Consider the following 20554-nt stretch of genomic DNA (forward strand, 5'->3'; position numbering starts at 1 on the left):
CAATGAGCCTGTACCGGAAAGCACGCCGATTTATGTCTTTTCCTGTAAGCATGAAGCTTATGTTGGCAGAAGCTTACTTGTATCTGGCTTGGGGAAGAGTGTTCAAGCTTTTCCCTTTTCAAAAGGTATCTCCGTCTCTGGGAGAACCTATGAAGGAGACACCGTATGTGGGCTATACGGAGGAGGAGCTTTCGCTTGTCCGCCAAATCTCCAGAGCCGTCCATACCATGAGCCGTGTCACATGGTGGGAAAGCCAATGCCTGGTTAAAGCCGTTGCCGCGATGAAGATGCTGGAGCGAAGAGGGATTCCGAGTACACTTTATCTGGGAAGCGGTCGGGACGATAACGGAATGATGGTTGCCCATGCCTGGCTCCGCTTCGGCTCTTATATTGTAACGGGAAGAGAAGGGCATGAAAGGTATGCCGTTGTCGGGATATTCGGTAAGGATATGGGGACCGAAGGTTTGAACTTGAAGCGGTCATCCGATAAGGAGTTTTTACATTGAAGGATCTCTTTTATTTTATCCGTAAAATGCATGGGATGGCCGGGTTTAAGCTCTACCTCAATATGGGTATGATCCTGTTCATCAGTGTTTTGGACGGCATCGGCATCTATTTGATCGTCCCTCTGCTCGGTGTAATTGGTGTATTCCAGACCGATTTGAGCGGGGTGCCGCTTGTCTCAACCTTGATGGATCTGGCTGGTTCATGGTCATTGCAGCTCAATTTGCCGATGATGCTGGCCCTCTATGTGGTGATTGTGGGCGGGCAAGCCCTGCTGCAGCGCAGTCAGAACCTGTTGAATGCAAAAATATTGCAGCGATTCATTCGCAAACTGCGCATGGAAACGTATCAGGGGTTGCTGCATGCCAAGTGGGAGTTCTTCCTGCGCCACCGCAAGTCGGATTTCAACCATGTCATGACCAATGAACTCGGGCGCGTGAATCAAGGCACGTTTCTGTTCTTGCAGATGGTTTCGTCTTTCTTGTTCACAATAATTCAGATTGGGCTTGCCCTATGGCTCGCCCCGATGCTGACCCTCATCGTCCTGATGAGCGGTGGGCTCCTTGCCCTGTTTGGACGCCGATTCATCCGGCGGTCGAAGCGGATCGGCGAGCAGACGACAGAGCTTTCGAAATATTATTTTGCGGGCATCAGCGAACATTTCAACGGCATCAAGGATATTAAAAGCAACCGGTTGGAACCATTTCATATGAACTGGTTTGACAGGCTGTCGCGAAAAATGGAGCATAATTTTATCCAATTCGGCAAGATCAATTCCTTGTCCCAGCTGATCTATCGGCTCTCGTCTGTATTGCTGGTTGCCGGATTTGTGTATTTGGCGCTGGAAGTGCTGCGTACGCCTGCTGAACAGCTGCTGATGATCGTTCTTATCTTTTCGCGCCTATGGCCTAGATTTATCAGCATTCAATCGAGCACCGAGCAGCTCGTGTCGAATTTCCCGGCCTTCCGGGCGATACGCGAGCTGCAAGCGGAATACGAGGTAGACAGGGAGATCGCCGGATCGATTTCGATGACAGGGGGCGAGCGACTTCAGCTGCAGCATGGAATCGATTGTACTCATGTGGACTATCGGTACGATGGCGCTTCCCCCGTCTATGCTTTGCGAAATATCAACTTACATATTCCTGCTAATCGCATGACGGCCATCGTCGGCAAATCAGGGGCGGGCAAGAGCACCCTTATCGATCTTCTTATGGGACTGATCCAACCGGAGAGCGGGCAAGTTCTTGTAGACGGCGTGTCCATGGAGGACGAACGTCAGTTGATGTCGCTCCGAGGGAGTATCGGATATGTGGCGCAGGATCCTTTTCTCTTCAATGAGAGCATCCGGGATAATCTGAAGCTGGTTGCTCCCGATGCCTCGGATAACGAGCTGTGGGAAGCGCTGAGGTTTTCAGCCTCCGACGAATTCGTACATGGGCTTCCGCTAGGCCTCGACACCGTCATTGGTGACCGCGGTATCCGCCTGTCCGGTGGAGAACGTCAGCGGATTGTGCTGGCGAGAGCTATCTTGAAAAAGCCTTCGATTCTGGTGTTGGACGAAGCGACAAGCGCACTCGACAGTGAGAACGAGCAGCGGATACAGGAAGCGTTGGAACAGCTGAAAGGGAGCATGACGATCATTGTGATCGCCCACCGACTGTCCACCATTCGCCATGCCGATCAGGTCATCGTGATGGAGCAAGGGCGGGTTATCCAGCAGGGGGGGTATCAGCAGCTTTCCCAAGATCACAAAGGCACTTTCCGGCAGCTGCTGAGTTATCAGACAGGTGCTCAGATGTAACCTCTGATTGGATCGCATAACACTGCTGTATGTGCAAGACCTGTTGTTTAAAGCTGCAACCCTACGGCCATTTCCCGGTATTTTACCGGGAAATGGCCGTTTTTTTGCGGAAGCATTTCTTGAGCTAGCAGATTATACTTACACCGGGCCTCCTTATCAACATCCCTTTAGCGGCCATTTGTTTACATTCAGCTTACCCTTGTCTTTTTATGAATTGTACATAAGAAATAAGACGTTTGCTATTTTGGAACGGTTGGGGTATAATAAGTTTATTGGGATTTTGACCTGAGATTCACATATTGCAGAGGGTTATTATTTTGATCAGGAACCTTGTGCAATATGTGAATTTTTTGTTTTTAACCAAAAATGAGAAAATCATATAAATTTAGGAGGTGTTTCTATGCAAACAGGAACAGTGAAATGGTTTAACGCAGAAAAAGGCTTTGGTTTCATCGAGGTTGAAGGTGGCGAAGACGTATTCGTACACTTTAGTGCAATCACAGGTGACGGCTTCAAGTCGCTTGATGAAGGACAACGTGTTGAATTTAACGTAGTCCAAGGCAACCGCGGTCAACAAGCTGAGAACGTTGTAAAACTGTAGATTTTTGAAAAGATCCCCAAACGTACCGTTTGGGGTTTTTTTTATAATAGAGCTCAAAACAGCATGAAGGCGTTAAAAATGTAGCTAAGGGGGAAGTTCATTGTCTTATTCTTGGAATAAACCACTGGAAAATCTGCCGGAAGAGATGACTGCGATCTGGTCTTGTACGAAGGAAGGGTGTAACGGTTGGATTCGAGATAGCTTCTCGTTCAAGGAAGTTCCCGTTTGTTCACAGTGCGCGTCGTCCATGGTCAGCAGCAATAAAGTCTTGCCGATCCTTGTTTCGTCGGATCAGCAAATCAAGCTTTACCGTAAGAATCAGCGCAAGGACACCAAATCGTAAGGGGGTGCTCTCACGGCTCCTTGACCATTTTGTTTTAGTCGTTGCGTTAAAGAAAGGTTGAGATCTCATGCAGGTGTTCGAAGATTGGAATTTAAAGGTGAAAAAAACGTTTAATGCAACCAGTAATGAAGAAGTATTAACCGTTTCTGAGGCAGGTCAATTGTTAGGTCTGTCCAAAGATCAAATGAAAAGATATGTCGATCAGAATAAGCTGACCAAAGTTCCTATCATGAGAAGCGTGCATCGATACCTTTTGTTGAAGAGTGAAATCGATCATATTGTGAAAAACGGTAGGTCTACTCACCCCAATATATAACTGAAACGGGCACCCATTCGGGTGTCTTTTTTATCGTGCTAAATTTCGCGTGAACATAGTTTTATTGGGAAGCATGGAAACGAAACAGTCTGAAGGTCAAAAAAGGTCAAATCGAAAGATCGAGACCAATTCATGCGAAAAATCGGCTGAAAATACGTTATTTTAGTCCTGTTTTCTTTATAACCGGTTTTGGCATTTATGCGTGCAAGGCATATAATAAAGGCGTAAGGTCAAGCAAGGTCAAATAAGAAAGGGGAAATCTATGATGTTTGATTTGATGTCATTTGGAAAGCGCGGGGAGGATGCCTTCGGGCAGTTGGTGAAGTCATTTCACGATGTCTTTAACGATGCGTTTCAAGATGAGGTGTTTGCACCGTTCAAAGGTTCGATGATGTCTTTCAAAACAGACGTTAAAGAGACGGAGCGCGCTTATCTGGTTGAGGCCGAGCTTCCAGGTTTTCAAAAAGACGACATCGAAATCAGCTACGCTGACCCTTACTTAACGATCAAAGCCGTTCGCAAGGAAGATAACAGCGTGGAGGATACGAAGCAGCAAATCGTCCGGAAGGAACGTCGTTATGGCGAGTATGTGCGCAGATTCTACGTTCAGAATATAGCGGAGGACCAAATTGCCGCTTCCCTGAAGGATGGGGTCCTCAAGCTTGAAATACCGAAACAGCCGGACTCTGGTAAGAAACGCATCCAGATCCGGGATGATATCTAATAAACGTACCCTCCGATCTGATATGGTCGGGGGGATTTTTTTGCGTAGCATTAGTTATATTTTTACATATATTCCATCAAATTTCGGCATTTGAAACCTTTTAGCGGTATGTAGGGTATTATAGGTTAAATGTAAACTTTTCGAGGGGGAAACTCAGGGTGGGAATCTTATCGAGGTTTAAGGATGTTATGAAGGTGAATGTGAACGCACTGTTGGATCGGACGGAAGATCCGGAGAAAACAGTTGACACGTATATGCGTAGCTTGAATATGGACTTGGGTCAGGTGAAAGCGGAGACGGCTTCCGTGCTTTCGGATGAGCGAAGAGCGAAGCGGGCCCTTGATGAGTGTGGTGCCGAGATCAAGAAGTTGCAGCGATATGCAGAGAAGGCCGTAGAAGCGGGAAATGAGGATAATGCTCTGAAGTTTCTGGAGAGAAAAGCAACCCAGGCCCAGAAGCTGAACGAACTGCAGGCAGCATACGAATCGGCATCCGCAAACGCCATCAGGATGAAACAAATGCAGGATAAGCTGGTGTCGGACATGAGCCAACTGGAGGCTCGCTATGCCGAGTTGAAAGGGAAAATGGCGGCTGCCAAAGCCCAGCAGGATGTAAACGCCAGCCATTCATCCTCGGGCGGTGCGAATGCGGCATTCAACACGATGGAAGAGAAGGCAAACCGTGCCTTGGATGAAGCGCTGGCCCTGGCTGAGCTTCGCGCCGGAGCGAAGGAAGACGATCTGGACGATCTGATCGCTGAATTGGAGAAGAATATGAGGAAGGACGGAGCTGCTCCAATGGAGACTCTCCCTGCCCAGGATGAACTGGAAGCAATCAAAGAAAAGCTGAAAGAGAAGGAATAATCATTTCATTGTTATCGAGGTGAGGAAATGCCGGTTATCGAATACAAATGCCCGAACTGCGGCAGCAGCATGGTTTTTGACGGCGATACAGGAATGTTGTCTTGCCTGAGCTGCGGAAGAAAAGATAATATCGAGGAAATTCCCGACCCGCTGAAAAAGCAGGTTTTCGTCGAAAACGAAGTGAAGGAGTATCACTGCAACAGCTGCGGGGCCGTCATCGTGACGGAGCCGGAGACCAGCGCCACGACCTGCAGCTTCTGCGGCTCCGCCGTTGTACTCAGCGACCGACTGAGCGGCGATCTGGCTCCGGTTATGGTCATCCCTTTTTCGATTACCAAGGAAGAAGCGATGAAGGCTTTCAAGAAATGGTGCAGAAATGGCCTCCTGACACCAAGCGGATTTATGACAGCGAACCGGATCAAGGAAATTACCGGGATATATGTACCTTTTTGGCTATATGAGTTACATAATCGGGTTGAAGTTCATGGCCACGCCACCAAGGTGAGAACCTACACACAAGGAGATTACCAGTACACGGAGACCCAGCACTTCGACATCTACCGGAAGATTCGCTTGAACTATATGAAGGTGCCGATCGATGCTTCGGAGAAAATGAACGATGAGTTGATGGATAAGCTGGAGCCTTTTCCCTATCAGCAGCTGAAGGAATTCAAGACGCCTTATCTCGCCGGGTACATTGCCGAAAAATACAGCCATAATGAGCAGCAGCTTCTTCCGCGTGCCAAAGATAAGATCAGCTCCTACATTGATTCGTATATTTCGTCAGCCGTGTCAGGATACACAACCGTAAATTATACCAACAAGCAGATCGATACCACCGTAAAACAGGCGGATTATGTCCTCCTTCCGGTATGGATGGTGCACTATGATTACAACAAATCGGAGCATACCTTTGCGATGAACGGCCAGACGGGGAAAGTGGTCGGCAAGCCGCCGATCAGCAAAGCGAAAGTAGCTGCGTGGTTTGCAGGCATTTCGGGCGTCTCGTTACTGTCATTGAAGCTGATCTCCTGGGCGATGGGAGGAGGTTTCCTGTGAGAAGACGATATGCCTTATGGACGGTCTTATTTTTACTAACGGTATATTTGATAGCGCCCTCCGGGATCGTCAAAGCTGCGAATGATAAGCCTTTGATCTTTGACGAAGCGAATCTGCTCAGTCCGGAAGAACGCCATGAGCTGAATGCGATGGCCATTGAGTATGGCGCTGAACGCGAGACGGATTTCATGATACTTACGGTTAACCGTGTTGAAAATGATGAAGTTGAGACTTGGACGGAAAACTTTTACGATGAGTATGCCCCCGGGTATGATAAGCCGCACGGCAATACGGCTATTTTGACCATAGTAATGGATACCAACGATGTGCATCTGGAAGGTTATTATAAGGCTGAGAAGTATCTCGATTCCGGGAGACTGACCAAAATACGCAACAAGATTACGCCCGATTTATCGAGCGGTAATTATAAGCAGGCGTTTGAAAAATACATCAAAACCGCTCATCGTTACATGGGCTTTGAGCCGGACGTGAACCCGGATAATATTATATTTAATCTCTGGTTTCAGCTAGGAACTGCCGCTGCCATCGGCGCTATCGCCGTGGGTGTCATGGCTTATCGTTCTGGCGGACGGGTGACGGTCAATTCTCGCACCTATGAGGATACCAGCACATCGGGGATACTGAACCAGCAGGACCGTTATGTTAGAACAACGGTAACGAAGCAGAAGATCGAGCGCAACACGAGCAGCGGCTCGGGCGGCGGAGGCGGTGGCGGCGTCAGCAGTGGCGGCCATTCGCACAGCAGCAGCAGCGGGAAATTTTAATGGAAGGGATTGATAACATCGATGGGATTTTTCAAGAACCAATTCTCTAATGTCGTGGAATGGGAAGAGTTTAGGGACGATATGATTTTCTGGAAATGGAGCAACCGGGAGATTAAAAAAGGAAGCAAGCTGGTCATCCGCTCCGGTCAGGACGCGATTTTTGTCAATAACGGCAAGATCGAGGGGATTTTTGAGGATGAAGGCGTATATAACATCGACTCGGATATCATTCCGTTCCTTTCTACTTTAAAGGGATTTAAATTTGGCTTTAACAGTGGCATGCGCGTGGAAGTACTGTTCGTGAACACGAAGGAATTCACCGTCAGATGGGGGACGCAGAATCCGGTCCTCATTCCGACGCCGCAGCTTCCGGGCGGTATGCCGATTCGTGCCAACGGCACGTTCAATTTTAAAGTGAATGATTATGTGACGCTGATCGACAGAATCGCCGGGATGAAAGAGAGCTATCTTGTGGACGACGTCAAGATCCGGATCACTTCGGTGCTCGATCAATTGTTGATGAAATGGATCAGTCGCGAAGGCAAGGACATGTTTAATCTGCAGGCGAATGCCTCTGAAATCGCGAGAGGGATTCGAGAAGACCTGGACATGGAAGTGATGGACAACGGGATAACGATCACCGGCTTCCAGGTGATGAGCTTCAACTATCCGAAGGAAATTCAGGATATGATCACCAAGACGGCTTCCCATGAAATGATCGGCAATCTGCAAAAATACCAGCAGGTCAGCATGACGGATGGGATTGCATCCGGCAAGGTGCAAGGCGGCGGTGCGGCTTCGGATATGGCAGGCATGATGATGGGGATGAACATGGCTAATGAAATGATGAAAAATATGAATCAGAACCAGAACCAGAATCAGAACAATTCGAATCAAAGCCAACAGCCTCCGGCTGCGAAGGAGCCATCCGCCCCGGCGGCTGCATCCCCTTCTGAAGGAAGCAAGAAGCCCAATTTCTGCCCGAACTGCGGCGCAAAGAATGAAGGGGCGAACTTCTGTCCGAATTGTGGGCAGAAGCTGGGTTAAGTTGAATTTGTGACTAGCCGCGCTAATAAATGTACAAGATTTGATACAAAGTTCGATGCCATCATTGGAATGACGCAAATGGTGGTGGCGTTGAGCGAACGTAAAAACTCTTATCAAAACAGCACCCCTCGCTTTTAAAGCGGAGGGTGCTGTTTTTCTATGTTCGCTGTTTCCTTTAACTAGTTATGTATCCACCTATACTGTTTGTACCTTCTTAGTTATCTTTCGTTCTCCACGTTCCTCCAACACGTTACTTCGCGCTCTGCAACCCTATCTTCTCATATAGATTCACTTCTCTGTCTGTTCCAACTCCTGCACAGAAAATGTGATCCCTACATGAAAATGATTACGACCCATTCGATCAAATCCCTAATGAAGCTGGTCCAGCGGCAATTGAGAACTCGCCGGGCCAAAAACAACCGGTGGAACCCGTTTGATTCGGCCGCGCGAGTACCGAATCCGGCCAATGAGAACTAGGCGTGCTGCAGCGGTGAATGCTACGATGGCTCCGTTCGAATCCTGCAATCCGCACAAGAAAAGGAGGAATGTCTTTAAGAGCAACGGAGAACGTTCGGCGGGCCGTTTGTCGAGCTGTCGCGGAGCTGGCATCGCAATTGCCGGCACTGCCCGGCACATGCGAAAGAATAAGCAAAAAGGAGGTATTAAAGAAATGAGTATTAAAAGCAGGAAGCAATGGCTTTTCGTTGTTGTGCTTGTTTTCGTTGTTTTCTTGACGGGGTGCACAAGGGGCGGAGGGAATTCCGCCGACGAGCCGAAGCCGGAACCTCAGGTGGCCGTGACAGAGCAGGAGGATGAGCAGCCAAAGAGCGGGGAAGAGCAGCAGGCGCCTGAGGAGGAGCAAACGATTGACATGCAGGGAAAACCGGTGCGCGTCATATCGTGGGGGTATGCCGGAGGCGAGAAAGGCACAGAAGCAGGCGAGCAGCGAATCGCCCTCGAGCAGGAATTGGAAAAGAAGTACAATACAAAGTTTCAATTCGAGCAGATTCCCTGGGGTGATATCCAAGATAAGATTACAGCGTCCATCGTAGCCGGCGAGCCGATCGCGGATGTCTTCCTGCTGGAGCGGTATCGGGCATTCCCTGCGATGGTGCAGAAGGATTTCCTGCAGCCGATTGATGGCATTCTGGATATTAACAACGAAAAGTGGCCTGCTGAAATGCGGATGACCGGCAGCTTCGATGGCAAAGTGTACGGCTTCTCGACGGCTGTAGGCGGCGGGGGCGGCATTTATTACAACAAGGCGATATTGAAGAAGGAGGGTTTACCAGATCCACAAGAGCTGCATGAGAAAGGGGAGTGGAATTGGGATACGTTTCTGGATATAGCGAAGAAGTCGACCAAGGATACAAACGGTGACGGGAAAATTGACCAGTACGGGCTGGCGCTTACCTCAGTAAACTTCGTACCGGCATTTATCGCGTCGAATGACGGAGACGTGACAAAGGTGGTCGACGGTAAGCTGGCGTTCACCGGGGATGACGAAAATGCGATGGAAGCGCTCCGGTTTTATAGCGATTTGAGTAATGTGCACAAAGTCGTCAAGCCGAACCAGACTGACAATTGGGAAGATTACATCAACGCCTTCAACGAAGGCATCGTCGCGATGCGGTATGGAGAAGGTTGGGAGGGAAGCGGTATTCAGACGAACCTGGGGAATGATTACGGCTTCATCTTCATTCCGAAAGGGCCGAAAGCGACCGCTTACCACAACGCGATGCAGCCGACGCTCTGGTACGTGCCGAAGGGTGCGAATCCGGATGCTGTCCGCATCTACGCCGAGTACCTGCTCGGCTACATGCCGAAGGAGGGGGAGTTGGACGCTTGGACGGAATCGCTGTTTGCCGATCAGAAGAGCCTCGACAACTACATGGAGATGGGAAAAATTATGAAGCCGAAGGATTGGGAGGGAATCCCTAACTTTGGTCAGGAAATCCGCAAGGTCTGGGATAATATCGGTGCAGGCAAGGAAACGCCGGAAACGGGCATGAAGAGCGTACGTCCGGTGCTGGAAGGGCTGCTCGATGCAGCGCAGTAATCATAGCGATACTCCGCGGTGCCCGGGCTTCGGGAAGCCTCCCGGATGCCGCACAAGTTCGCGAGCAAAGAGGGGAGTGGCGGATGAGAGTTCGAGCCATCTGGAAACGAAGCTTGTTAGCCGTCCTATGCGGAGTGCTTGGCTGGGCCACACTGCTGCTGTTGCCTGATGGAAGCTCCGCGCCGCTAGCGGCAACGGACGCGGCAGTTAAGACTGTCTCTCCAGAGGAAGCCTTCGAGGGGAAGGAGGGCTCGTACGCCCGCTATCTTCAGGACCATGCAGACGAGCGTCTTCCCTCAGACGAGATACGGATTGAAGCAGAGCGGCAGCCGATCAGTGGTTCCGGCGCTGTCGTTGCCATGGAGCGCGAGGGGGCAGAAGGAAGCGCCGCTCTGTCCGGAGAGAGCGGCGAGATCAGCTGGGACGTCGACATCGAAGAGGGCGGGCTCTATCATCTCTACGTGCGCTATTACCCAATGGAGGGCCGAAGCGAGGCGATTGAGAGGGCGCTGTTCATCGACGGTCAGCTTCCGTTTACCGAAGCAGAGCGGTTGCTGTTTCCACGTGCTTGGGGCAACAAGGAGGAGCGCATCCGGCAGGATGCGAACGGAAACGACATGAGGCCGTCCCAGGTGGAAATCCCGGCATGGGAGGAGATGGCGCTCTCCGATGCGGACGGCTATTATGAGGAACCTTACCGGTTTTATTTTGCCAAGGGAAAGCACAGGATTACACTCCGCTCCGTACGGGAGCCGATGCTGGTCGATTATTTGGTACTGCGCCCGGCCAAGGAAATACCCGCTTACGCCGACCTGCGGGCATCGTACGAGCGGCTCGGATACGGCAAACCGGCGGAAGGTACCTTGATCTCCGTGCAAGGTGAAGACGCTGCGGTCAAATCGAGCCCGACCTTGTATCCGCTTGCCGACCGGTCCAGCCCCGCCACCGAGCCGTTTCATCCAAAGGAAATCCGGCTGAATACGATTGGCGGCAACAATTGGCGCATCCCGGGACAATCCATTACGTGGACGTTCGAAGCGCCACAGGATGGACTGTACAAGATCGCCGTGAAGTATAGGCAGCATTTTGTCCAGTCTCTCGAAGTTTCACGGCGGCTCAAGATCGACGGCCAGGTTCCCTTCGCAGAAGCAAACTGTATCGGCTTCAAGCCAGGCGGTGGGTGGCAAATGATGCAGCTGGGCAATCCTGAAGAGCCTTATTTGTTCTATTTGACGAAAGGAAAGCACAGGCTATCGCTCGAAGTGACATTGGGCGAAATGACGCAGCATATCCGCAGCGTCGAGCAAGCCGTGCTGGAGCTGAACCAGCTGTACCGTAAAATTATTATGATTACTGGCGGGTCCCCTGACCCGTTCCGCGATTATGAGCTGCAGAAGCGGATTCCCGAGCTGCGCGAGACATTCGAGGCGGAGGGCCGACGTCTTCAAGGCGTGATCGGAAGCATGGAGCAGCTGTACGGTGGCAAGGGTGAGCGGATGGCGGTGCTGAATACGGTCGCCTTTCAGTTGCTAGATCTGGCGGACGACCCGGAATCGATCGCCAAGCGTCTGGATGCGTTCAAATCCAATATCGTCGCCTTGGGGACGTGGATGTTGACGGCGAAGGAACTGCCTTTGGAAATTGATTATTTGATCGTCGCTTCAGAAGAAGCCCGGCTTCCGCAAGCGGACGTATCGTGGCTGGCTAATGCGGAACACGGCGTCCGGCAGTTCCTTCTGTCGTTTTTCACCGATTACGATGCAGTCGGCGCGACCGACGAGGAGGCGGAGGCGGTAGACGTCTGGGTTACAGGGGGGCGGGATCAGGCCCAACTGATCAAATCGATGATCGACACCTCATTCACCCCGCAGACCGGCATTCCCGTCAATTTGCGGCTAGTCGACCCGGCGGTGCTGCTTCCAGCGACGCTGGCCGGCTCCGGGCCTGATGTGGCGCTCGCGTCTAGCAATGTCATCGATTTCGCCATGCGTGGCGCTTTGCAGGACCTGTCGGTCTTTGACTCGTTCCAGCATGTGAAGCAGCGGTTTGCAGCCAGCGCGTTCGTCCCGTTCGAGTACGAGGGCGGGGTGTACGCTATCCCGGAGCAGCAGACGTTTCCGATGCTGTTCTACCGAAAAGACGTGCTGGAAGAGATCGGCGCAGAGGTGCCGCAGACATGGGAGGAAATGTATGCGCTTATCCCGGTGCTGAACAAGCGACAGCTGTCGATCGGATTGACGCCGGATGTGACGATGGACATTCTGTTGTACCAGAACGGCGGCTCGTATTACAAGGACGGAGGCAAGGCGTCGGGATTGGATGCAGAGGAAGCATTGTTGGCTTTCAAGCGGTGGACGGATCTATATGTCAACTACAAGGCACCGCAGCAATTCGATTTCATCAACCGGTTCCGCATCGGCGAGATGCCGGTGGGCATCGCGGACTACACAACCTACAATTCACTGGTCGTCTTCGCTCCGGAAATCCGCGGCTTATGGGCTTTCGCTCCTGTCCCGGGAACACCGGAAAGCGAAGCCGCAATCCATCGCGAAAGCGCGTCCGTCACGCTCGGCTCGGTCATGTTCAAGCGTGCGAAGAATAAGGAGAACGCCTGGGCGTTCATCGACTGGTGGACCGGCAAGGAAGCCCAGCTGACGTTCGGCCGGGAGCTGGAGGCGCTCATGGGCGCTGCAGCGCGGTATCCGACGGCCAATCTGGAGGCGCTGCGGGAGCTGCCTTGGCCAGCTGACGATTTTGAGCGGCTGATGGAGCAGCTGGAATGGGTACGCGGTGTTCCGGACGTGCCCGGTGGCTACTTCACGAAGCGCCATCTGAACAATGCGTTTTTCGAGGTGCTGAACAAAGGGGCTAATCCGCGCGAGACGTTGAAGGATTACGCGCGGACGATCAACCAGGAAATTACGGTCAAACGTCGCGAATTTCATTTGCCAACGGATTAGAGAGGAGGATGCATCATAAGCGTACTGTCTAAACAGACGAAGGCAGGCGCGGCGCCGTTTCGGACGGAGCGTCCGACTCGATTCCGCAGGCTGCTGCTCGAGTTGAAGGCGAGCCGGCAGGATTATATGATGCTGGCGCCGTTCTTCGCCATCTTCTTCACATTTACGGTCCTGCCTGTTCTCATGTCTATGCTGCTTAGCCTGACGGATTTCAATATGCTGGCGTTCCCGAACTGGGTCGGGCTTAACAACTATGCCCGTTTGTTTATTAACGACGAAGTGTTCCTCATTGCGGTGAAGAATACGATCCTGCTCGCGACGATTACCGGCCCGATCAGCTATCTGGCCTGTTTTGTCCTGGCCTGGCTGATCAACGAAGTGTCGCCGAAGATCCGCGCCTTCGTCACGCTTGTGTTCTACGCCCCGTCTTTGTCGGGCAACGCCTTTATCGTCTGGAAGCTGCTGTTTGCGAATGATTCCTATGGCTTCGTCAACGCCTTCCTGCTGCGCAACCGTATCATTATGGAGCCCATATTGTGGCTGTCCGACATCAACTACATCCTGCCGATTCTGATCATCGTGCAGCTTTGGCTCAGTCTGGGCACAAGTTTCCTGGCGTTCATCGCAGGACTGCAGGGGATGGACAAAACGCTGTTCGAAGCCGGCGCGATCGACGGCATCCGTAACCGTTGGCAAGAGCTGTGGTATATCACGCTCCCGTCAATGCGTCCGCAGCTTATGTTCGGCGCGGTTATCCAAATTACAGCTTCATTCGCAATTGCCGAGGTTTCGACCCAGATCGCCGGGTTTCCGAGCGTGCAGTACGCAGGCCACACCATCGTCACCCATCTGGACGATTATGGCGGTATCCGGTACGAGATGGGCTATGCATCGGCGATCGCGACCGTGCTGTTCGCCTTAATGCTGGGCTCCAATTTACTTGTTCAAAGACTGCTCAAGAAAGTCGGTGAATAAAGTTGGCGACGATACGGATTCGACGTAATCGAAGATGGAACCGTTCGCTTGCCGTCGACCTTCTGCTGTTTCTGGCGCTTGCTGGCGTCGGCGCCTTTATGGTGCTGCCGCTGCTGTTTGTCGTCAGCAACGCGTTTAAGCCACTCGACGAGATCTTCCGGTTTCCGCCGAGGTTTTTCGTCCGGTATCCGACGCTGCGAAACTTTACGGAATTATATTATTTGCTGTCCTCATTCTGGGTGCCATATACGCGCTATATATTCAACACTGTCTTTATCGCGGTCGTCGGCACGGCGGGCCATGTCATACTGGCGTCTTTGGCCGCTTACCCGCTGGCCAAACGCCGCTTCCGGGGGCGAGGCGTGCTTTTTACCATCGTTGTCCTTTCCCTCATGTTTTCCGGGCATGTGACGGCCATTCCCAACTACATGACGATGTCGTGGCTCGGCCTGCTGGACAGCTACTGGGCGGTCATCATTCCGGCGCTCGGCTCTTCGCTCGGACTGTTCCTGATGAAGCAGTTTATGGAGCAAATGGTACCGGACGCGCTGCTTGAGGCAGCCCGCATCGACGGCTGCAGCGAGTATCGGATCTTATGGCGGGTCGTGATGCCGATCGTCAAACCGGCCTGGATGACGCTCATCATTTTCTCCTTCCAAGGGTTGTGGGGCGCGGGCGGCACCGGCAAAATCTACATCTACAGCGAACAGCTCAAGACACTCGACCATGCGCTCGGGCAAATATTGGCGGGCGGCATCGTGCGCACGGGACCCTCGATGGCTGCAACGCTGCTCATGATCTCAGTGCCGATTGCGATCTTCATTATCTCGCAGAGCAACGTTATCCAAACGATGTCGACATCCGGTATGAAAGATTGAGAGGGGGGGACAAAAGGAATGAATCGGATATGGCTGCCGCTTCTCGTTATGCTTGTCCTTGCTCTGGCATCGCCCCCGCTAGCCGATGCGGCTCCCTATTACGGCTATCATTACTCCTCTGACGGAGAAGCCGTTCCGGCTCCGCTGCCGTATATGCCGGATAAGGTCATCTATGGCTCGACTGTGAATGCGGAGGCCTTCAATAATCCGGAGGATCTGTTTGTCGGGCCGGACAGGCGCGTCTATATCGCGGATACGGGCAACGACCGCGTTGTCGTGGTGGACGAAAATTGGCGACTCGTCCGGATTATCGATTCCTTCCAGCGCGAAGGCAAGGCCGATGCGTTCAATAAGCCGCAAGGCGTCTTCGTCGACAAGGAGCATCATATTCACGTGGCAGACACGCAGAATGGGCGGATCGTCGAGCTGGACGGGGAAGGGAAGCTCGTGCGTATCGTAGGGCCGCCTGAGTCCGAGACACTTCGCGCGGATTTCAAATTTTTGCCGACAAAGCTGGCACTCGACTCTGCGGGGCGGCTGTTCGCGGTCAGTCAGGGTGTGTTCGACGGCATCGTAGAATTTGATGCGAATGGGGCTTTCAGCGGCTTTTTCGGCAAAAATCCGGTCCGCTTCAACGCGGCAGACCTGTTCTGGAAGCAGCTCGCGACCGATGCGCAGCGCCGGCAAATGGCGCTGTACGTCCCGATCGAATTCAACAATCTGGCTATCGACGCCGAACAATTCGTCTATGCGACGGCAACGGAGAACCGAACTACGATTGATATGGTGAAGCGACTCAATCCATCGGGTATCAACGTTCTAAGGCAGGATGGCATGATTCCGGTTATGGGAGATTTACGCTCGACGCGTTCCGGCAGCTTCGGTGGCAGCTCTACGCTGATCTCCATCGATGTTGACGCCGACCAGATCTACCTGGTACTGGACTCCAAGCGAGGCCGCACATTTGCCTACGATTATGACGGGAATCTGCTGTTCCAGTTCGGCCAAATCGGCGATAAGGTCGGCAATTTCCGCGGGCCGGCGGATGTAGCCTGGTTCGGACGGGACATTCTTGTGCTCGACCGCGCACTGAACAGGCTCACGTTGTTCAAGCCGACACGCTACGGCTCGCTTATGCTTGATGCGGCATCGGCTTACTACAATGGCAAGGAAGAGCAAGCGGCAAGGCTGTGGCGCGAAGCGAGCAAGCTCAACGGCAATCTCGAGCTTGCCCATATCGGCATAGGGAAGGCCCAACTGGAGGAGGGGAACTACGAAGCGGCGATGGCGAGTTTCAAGTTCGGCGATTCGCGCCCGTATTTTTCCAAGGCGTTCGCCGGCTACCGCAAAGCGTTCCTGTGGAACAACTTTGCCTGGCTGTTTGCTTGCCTCGCCGCTACCATCGCGGTCTTTGTCCTCGCCAAGCGTTTCGCGCCAAAGCGATCATCGGATGACGAGTATGGGCCAGTCCGCACCGCGCTGCTTACGACCGTGAGACCGTTCAAGCAGTTCTGGGAATTGAAATATGAAGGGAAGGGTAGGCTCTGGGTCGCGTTGACTATCGTCGCGCTAGTCGGCTTCATCTTTGTCCTGCGGGCCTTCTACTCCGGCTATCTCGTCTCGGGCGGGCAGTGGGAACGGATCAACAGTGTGGAGGAATTCGCCTTCATCGTTATACCGTTTCTGGTCTGGTGCGTGGCCAACTGGTCGCTGACGACGCTTATGGACGGAGAAGGGACGTTCAAGGAGATCGTTGTCGCGAGCGGTTATGCCATGCTGCCGTTGCTGCTGGCCAGCACGCTGCAGCTGGCTTTCGGCTGGATGATTACCTTGCAGGAGTTGAGCTTCTACTCGTTATTTGGCACGATCGGCGTGCTGTGGTTTGCCGGTCTGCTGTTCGTGGCCACGCTGACGGTGCATCAGTACACGCCGCTAAAGACTGTCGTGACGATGGTTTTGACGGTCGTCGTTATTGCCATCATCGTTTTTTTGGCCCTATTGGTGTTTAGCTTGATTCAGCAACTGGTCGTCTTTATTTTGACGGTCTACCAGGAATTATCATTACGGATATGAGGGGAGATGCGCTTGATGCGAATGAGCATGCTTTGGCGACGGTTCGTTATCATCACGGCCGGAGTTTCGGCGCTTGCGCTTGTGGCCGCCGTTGTCTTGTCTTCGCTGTCCGCGCCGGGCGACCCGGCTGCCGTAATTGCTGAAGCGGAAACCCGGCTCGAGGCGAGCCGAACGGCGGCAGCCGCTTCGGCGCCCGCGCTCCCCTGGATTCAGGATCAGGGCGCCGTTCCGGATGGGATGGAGAAGGCGGCCGAAAACGGCCGGCTGACGCTGTTCATGGACCGGCAGACGACGTCGTTTGCCGTCAGGCACAAGGAAAGCGGCCGATTGTGGTACTCCAACCCCACGAGCCGCGAATCGGACCCAATCGCGTCAGGAGTGCATAAAGATCGGCTGTCATCCCTGTTTTTCCTGTCCTACTTGCTGGATACGGGCCAGGAGCAAGAGTACGACAGCTATGCGGACAGTGTCGCGCTTGGACAGTTCGAAACGGAGCTGATCGAGAACGGGGTGAAGGTGACGTATACGGTCGGCCAGGTCGTCCGCGGGATTGAGTCTATACCGCGAGTGATGACCGGGAGTCGTTTCGAGGAGCGGATTATCAGCCGATTGTCGGACGAACGGGCCGTAAGCGAGATGAAAAAGCGGTTCAAATATGAGGCAGACCGCGATGTGTATACGCGGCGGGAGTTGCCCAGTTTGGCGGTGTCTGCCGTGCTCGACATTTTAAATCAGGTCGGATACGGGGAGGAGGATCTGGCTTACGATGATGAAGAGAATGGTCTGGAGCCGGAAGCGGGCTCCGGACGGCCGCGATTTTCGATTCCGGTCGAATACAGGCTCGACGGGGAGCAGTTTGTCGTGCGCATTGATGCAGGAGCGATTGAGAAAACGGGGACAATGCCGCTGCATACCATAACGCTGCTGGAGTTTTTCGGAGCGGCCGATTCATTGCAGTCCGGTTACATGTTCGTCCCCGATGGGTCAGGAGCGCTTATATGGCTGAACAACGGGCGGACCGTCGAACCACCATACCTCGCTCCGGTGTACGGAGAGGACGGTGCGATCGCCAGGGATGAGAAGCTGGCGGAGCATGAGACGGTCCGACTGCCTGTATTTGGGATGAAGGCGGGTGACGCGGCTTGGCTTGGCATCATTGAGCAGGGTGACGCGATTGCATCCATCAAGGCTGACATCGCTGGCAGGCTGAACGGCTATAACTATATCGCTCCGTCATTCACGCTAGCGAGCAGGGATAAGGTGATCATCGCCGGAAACTCGGCGACAAGTACGAATCCGGTTCACCAGAAAACGCCGTACGGAGGGGACATCGTTGTTCGTTACGGATTTCTGGCGGATGACAAGGCAGACTACTCCGGGATGGCAGCTTTGTATCGCGACTATCTAGCCGAACATAACCGGCTGCGGAGGCTGGAACCTGTGGCGGACACTCCGTTCGTGCTCGAGCTCGTCGGCGGGATGGAAACGCGCAAATCGATGCTGGGCGTGCCGTATGATGCGGTCACGCCGCTGACGACGCTCGATCAGGCGCTGGAGGTGCTTGCCGCCTTGCGCAAGGAACAGGTGGCAGCCGTCAAGCTGCGTTATATGGGTTGGTTTAACGGCGGGACTCAACATCATTACCCGTCGCGGGTGGCGGTTGGTGAAGAGATTGGCGGACGGGCGACATTTACCGAGTTCGCGCAGAAGCTGCGCGGGCAGGGCGTCAGGTTCTATCCGGACGCGGCCTTCCTGAACGTTTATACGGACGGTCACGGATTCCGCGCTGGACGCGATGCGATCAAATACATGTCGCAGAAGACTGCGAGTGTGTACCGTGTCGACAGGCCAAGCTTCATCCTCGATGGGGAGTCCTTTTCCCACTACCCGCTGTCTCCTGTCCGGCTTCCTGCGGTTATCCGCAGCTTCACCAAGGCAGTGAAGCCGCTCGGCATCGGCGGGCTGTCGCTGCGGGATTTGGGCGACACGCTCTATTCCGACTTCGACCAGAAGAAGCCGGCAGACCGGCAGCAGAGCGCAGTGATCGTCGAATCTCAGCTGATTGAGCTGTCCGCGGACTTTCCGGATCTGATGGCGAGCGGCGGTAACGCTTATTTGCTGCCGTATGCGCAGACGATCGTGAATGCGCCTGCAGCTTCGAGCGGATTTAACCTGGAGGACGAATCGGTCCCTTTTTATCAGATGGTTCTTCACGGTTACGCGGATTTGGCCGGCCTGCCGTTCAACCAGGCGGACGACCAGTATGCCCGAAAAAATATTTTGAAGGCGATTGAGACGGGTTCAAACGTTTACTATCGCTGGGTGTACAGCATGCCGTCCGAGCTGAAGTCTCCCGCAGCCCGCGAACTGTACGCGGCCGGCTATGCGGACTGGGTCGAGGAAGCAGCCGCAGCCTACAAGGAAGTGAACGAGGCACTGAAGCCGGTCCGGCACCTGCGAATCTCCCGGCACGAGAAGCTGTCTGAAGGAGTCTACCGGACCACGTATGAGGACGGCACGGCAATTACGGTCAATTACAACGACAAACCGGTTTCACCGGGCGGCTATGCCGTCGGTGCGCTAAGCTATCGGATAGGAGGGAAGTGACATGCGTCATGTCCGTTTCACTCTTCAGCGCAAGAGGGCGCTGATGGGCATGCTGTTTACGCTGCCGTGGCTGATCGGATTCATTTTCCTCTTTGCTGTCCCGCTGGCCCAATCTTTTCAATTCAGCCTGCATGAGCTCAAGCTGGGGGAAAGCGGCCTGGAGCTTGAATATCTGGGTTGGGACAACTACAAGCACGCCTTCTATGTCCATGCGACGTTCAACCGAATACTGACCGAGTCGGTCATCGGAATGGCTGTGAACGTACCGCTTATCATCTTTTTCAGCCTGTTTATCGCCACCGTGCTGAACCAGAGGTTCAGGGGCCGGTCGCTCGCGCGCATGATTTTCTTCCTGCCGGTTATCGTGTCCACCGGCGTCATCTCCAGCCTGGGCTGGGCCGATTACATGTCACAGGCGATCGGGCAGACGCTCGCAGAGGGCGGCTTCAGCAGTCTCGGCAGCTTCGAGCTGAAAGGCATCCTGTACGATATGGGCATGAACCGGGGGCTCGTCAATTATTTGGCGGACGCAGTCGATCGAATCTATGACATCATCAGCTCGTCCGGCGTGCAAATTCTCATTTTTTTGGCAGGGCTACAGTCGATCCCCCCGTCTCTCTATGAGGCATCGCGAATCGAGGGCGCCACAGGGTACGAGAATTTCTGGAAAATTACATTTCCGATGATGGCGCCGCTCATCCTGACCAACGTGATCTATACGATCATCGACTCGTTCCTGAACAGCCGGATGGCCAGCCTGCTGAAAGAAACGTCGTTCAAGCTGTTTGATTTCGGCTTGAGCGCTGCAATGTCCTGGATTTATTTCGGCGTCATCGTGCTGCTGCTTGGTTTGTTCACAGCCGTCATTTCACGCAGGGCGTTTTATTACGATTCATAGCGCTGGCTGCCGAATCGGAGCTGCTGTGAGCTTTAGCCAGCGTGGAAGCTTGAACGGT

18 protein-coding genes are annotated in these 20554 nt (G+C 53.3%); all 18 read left to right on the forward strand.

The genetic code is table 11. The features are described from left to right. The first annotated feature begins 2 nt into the window (after window positions 1–2). Window positions 3–506, forward strand: coding sequence for a lasso peptide biosynthesis B2 protein (locus MHH48_RS01825; RefSeq protein ID WP_076322551.1), 504 nt, complete (start codon window positions 3–5; stop codon window positions 504–506). Next, on the forward strand, window positions 503–2308 hold the full coding sequence (locus MHH48_RS01830; RefSeq protein WP_076322550.1) for an ABC transporter ATP-binding protein: 1806 nt from the start codon (window positions 503–505) through the stop codon (window positions 2306–2308). The genes MHH48_RS01825 and MHH48_RS01830 overlap by 4 nt, the downstream gene beginning before the upstream one ends. Window positions 2309–2708: 400 nt before the next feature. Then, complete coding sequence (locus MHH48_RS01835) at window positions 2709–2909, forward strand: cold-shock protein (RefSeq protein ID WP_006207692.1); 201 nt, start codon at window positions 2709–2711, stop codon at window positions 2907–2909. Window positions 2910–3009: 100 nt separating this feature from the next. Next, on the forward strand, window positions 3010–3252 hold the full coding sequence (locus tag MHH48_RS01840; protein ID WP_076322548.1) for a cold-shock protein: 243 nt from the start codon (window positions 3010–3012) through the stop codon (window positions 3250–3252). 67 nt (window positions 3253–3319) lie between these two features. Then, entirely contained in the window at window positions 3320–3568 is a 249-nt protein-coding gene (locus MHH48_RS01845) for a helix-turn-helix domain-containing protein (RefSeq protein ID WP_076322547.1), read from the forward strand. A gap of 265 nt (window positions 3569–3833) precedes the next feature. Continuing rightward, window positions 3834–4292: an Hsp20/alpha crystallin family protein gene (locus MHH48_RS01850; RefSeq protein ID WP_076322546.1), complete on the forward strand. Its 459-nt coding sequence runs from the start codon at window positions 3834–3836 to the stop codon at window positions 4290–4292. A 158-nt stretch (window positions 4293–4450) separates the two neighbouring features. After that, window positions 4451–5155, forward strand: coding sequence for a PspA/IM30 family protein (locus MHH48_RS01855; RefSeq protein ID WP_076322545.1), 705 nt, complete (start codon window positions 4451–4453; stop codon window positions 5153–5155). Between the two features lie 27 nt (window positions 5156–5182). Continuing rightward, entirely contained in the window at window positions 5183–6214 is a 1032-nt protein-coding gene (locus MHH48_RS01860; RefSeq protein ID WP_076322544.1) for a TFIIB-type zinc ribbon-containing protein, read from the forward strand. Continuing rightward, entirely contained in the window at window positions 6211–6999 is a 789-nt protein-coding gene (locus tag MHH48_RS01865) for a TPM domain-containing protein (protein WP_076322543.1), read from the forward strand. Before MHH48_RS01860 ends, MHH48_RS01865 begins: the two co-directional genes overlap by 4 nt. Before the next feature lie 21 nt (window positions 7000–7020). Next, window positions 7021–8046 (forward strand): SPFH domain-containing protein, encoded by a 1026-nt coding sequence (locus tag MHH48_RS01870; protein ID WP_076322542.1) that lies wholly within the window; start codon window positions 7021–7023, stop codon window positions 8044–8046. A 336-nt stretch (window positions 8047–8382) separates the two neighbouring features. Continuing rightward, on the forward strand, window positions 8383–8523 hold the full coding sequence (locus MHH48_RS01875; protein WP_179090626.1) for a hypothetical protein: 141 nt from the start codon (window positions 8383–8385) through the stop codon (window positions 8521–8523). Window positions 8524–8716: 193 nt separating this feature from the next. Continuing rightward, entirely contained in the window at window positions 8717–10105 is a 1389-nt protein-coding gene (locus MHH48_RS01880) for an extracellular solute-binding protein (protein ID WP_076322541.1), read from the forward strand. A gap of 83 nt (window positions 10106–10188) precedes the next feature. Continuing rightward, complete coding sequence (locus MHH48_RS01885; RefSeq protein ID WP_076322540.1) at window positions 10189–13065, forward strand: extracellular solute-binding protein; 2877 nt, start codon at window positions 10189–10191, stop codon at window positions 13063–13065. A gap of 24 nt (window positions 13066–13089) precedes the next feature. Next, entirely contained in the window at window positions 13090–14040 is a 951-nt protein-coding gene (locus tag MHH48_RS01890; RefSeq protein WP_076322539.1) for a sugar ABC transporter permease, read from the forward strand. Between the two features lie 2 nt (window positions 14041–14042). Further along, window positions 14043–14918, forward strand: a complete 876-nt coding sequence (locus MHH48_RS01895; protein WP_256720520.1) for a carbohydrate ABC transporter permease — start codon at window positions 14043–14045, stop codon at window positions 14916–14918. An 18-nt stretch (window positions 14919–14936) separates the two neighbouring features. Further along, window positions 14937–16991, forward strand: a complete 2055-nt coding sequence (locus MHH48_RS01900) for a YIP1 family protein (protein WP_076322537.1) — start codon at window positions 14937–14939, stop codon at window positions 16989–16991. Window positions 16992–17006: 15 nt separating this feature from the next. Beyond that, window positions 17007–19598: a DUF5696 domain-containing protein gene (locus MHH48_RS01905; protein ID WP_076322536.1), complete on the forward strand. Its 2592-nt coding sequence runs from the start codon at window positions 17007–17009 to the stop codon at window positions 19596–19598. Window position 19599: 1 nt separating this feature from the next. Next, window positions 19600–20496 (forward strand): sugar ABC transporter permease, encoded by an 897-nt coding sequence (locus MHH48_RS01910; protein ID WP_076322535.1) that lies wholly within the window; start codon window positions 19600–19602, stop codon window positions 20494–20496. Window positions 20497–20554: the final 58 nt, after the last annotated feature.

Source organism: Paenibacillus sp. FSL F4-0100 (assembly GCF_037993005.1).
GTDB lineage: Bacteria > Bacillota > Bacilli > Paenibacillales > Paenibacillaceae > Paenibacillus_AQ.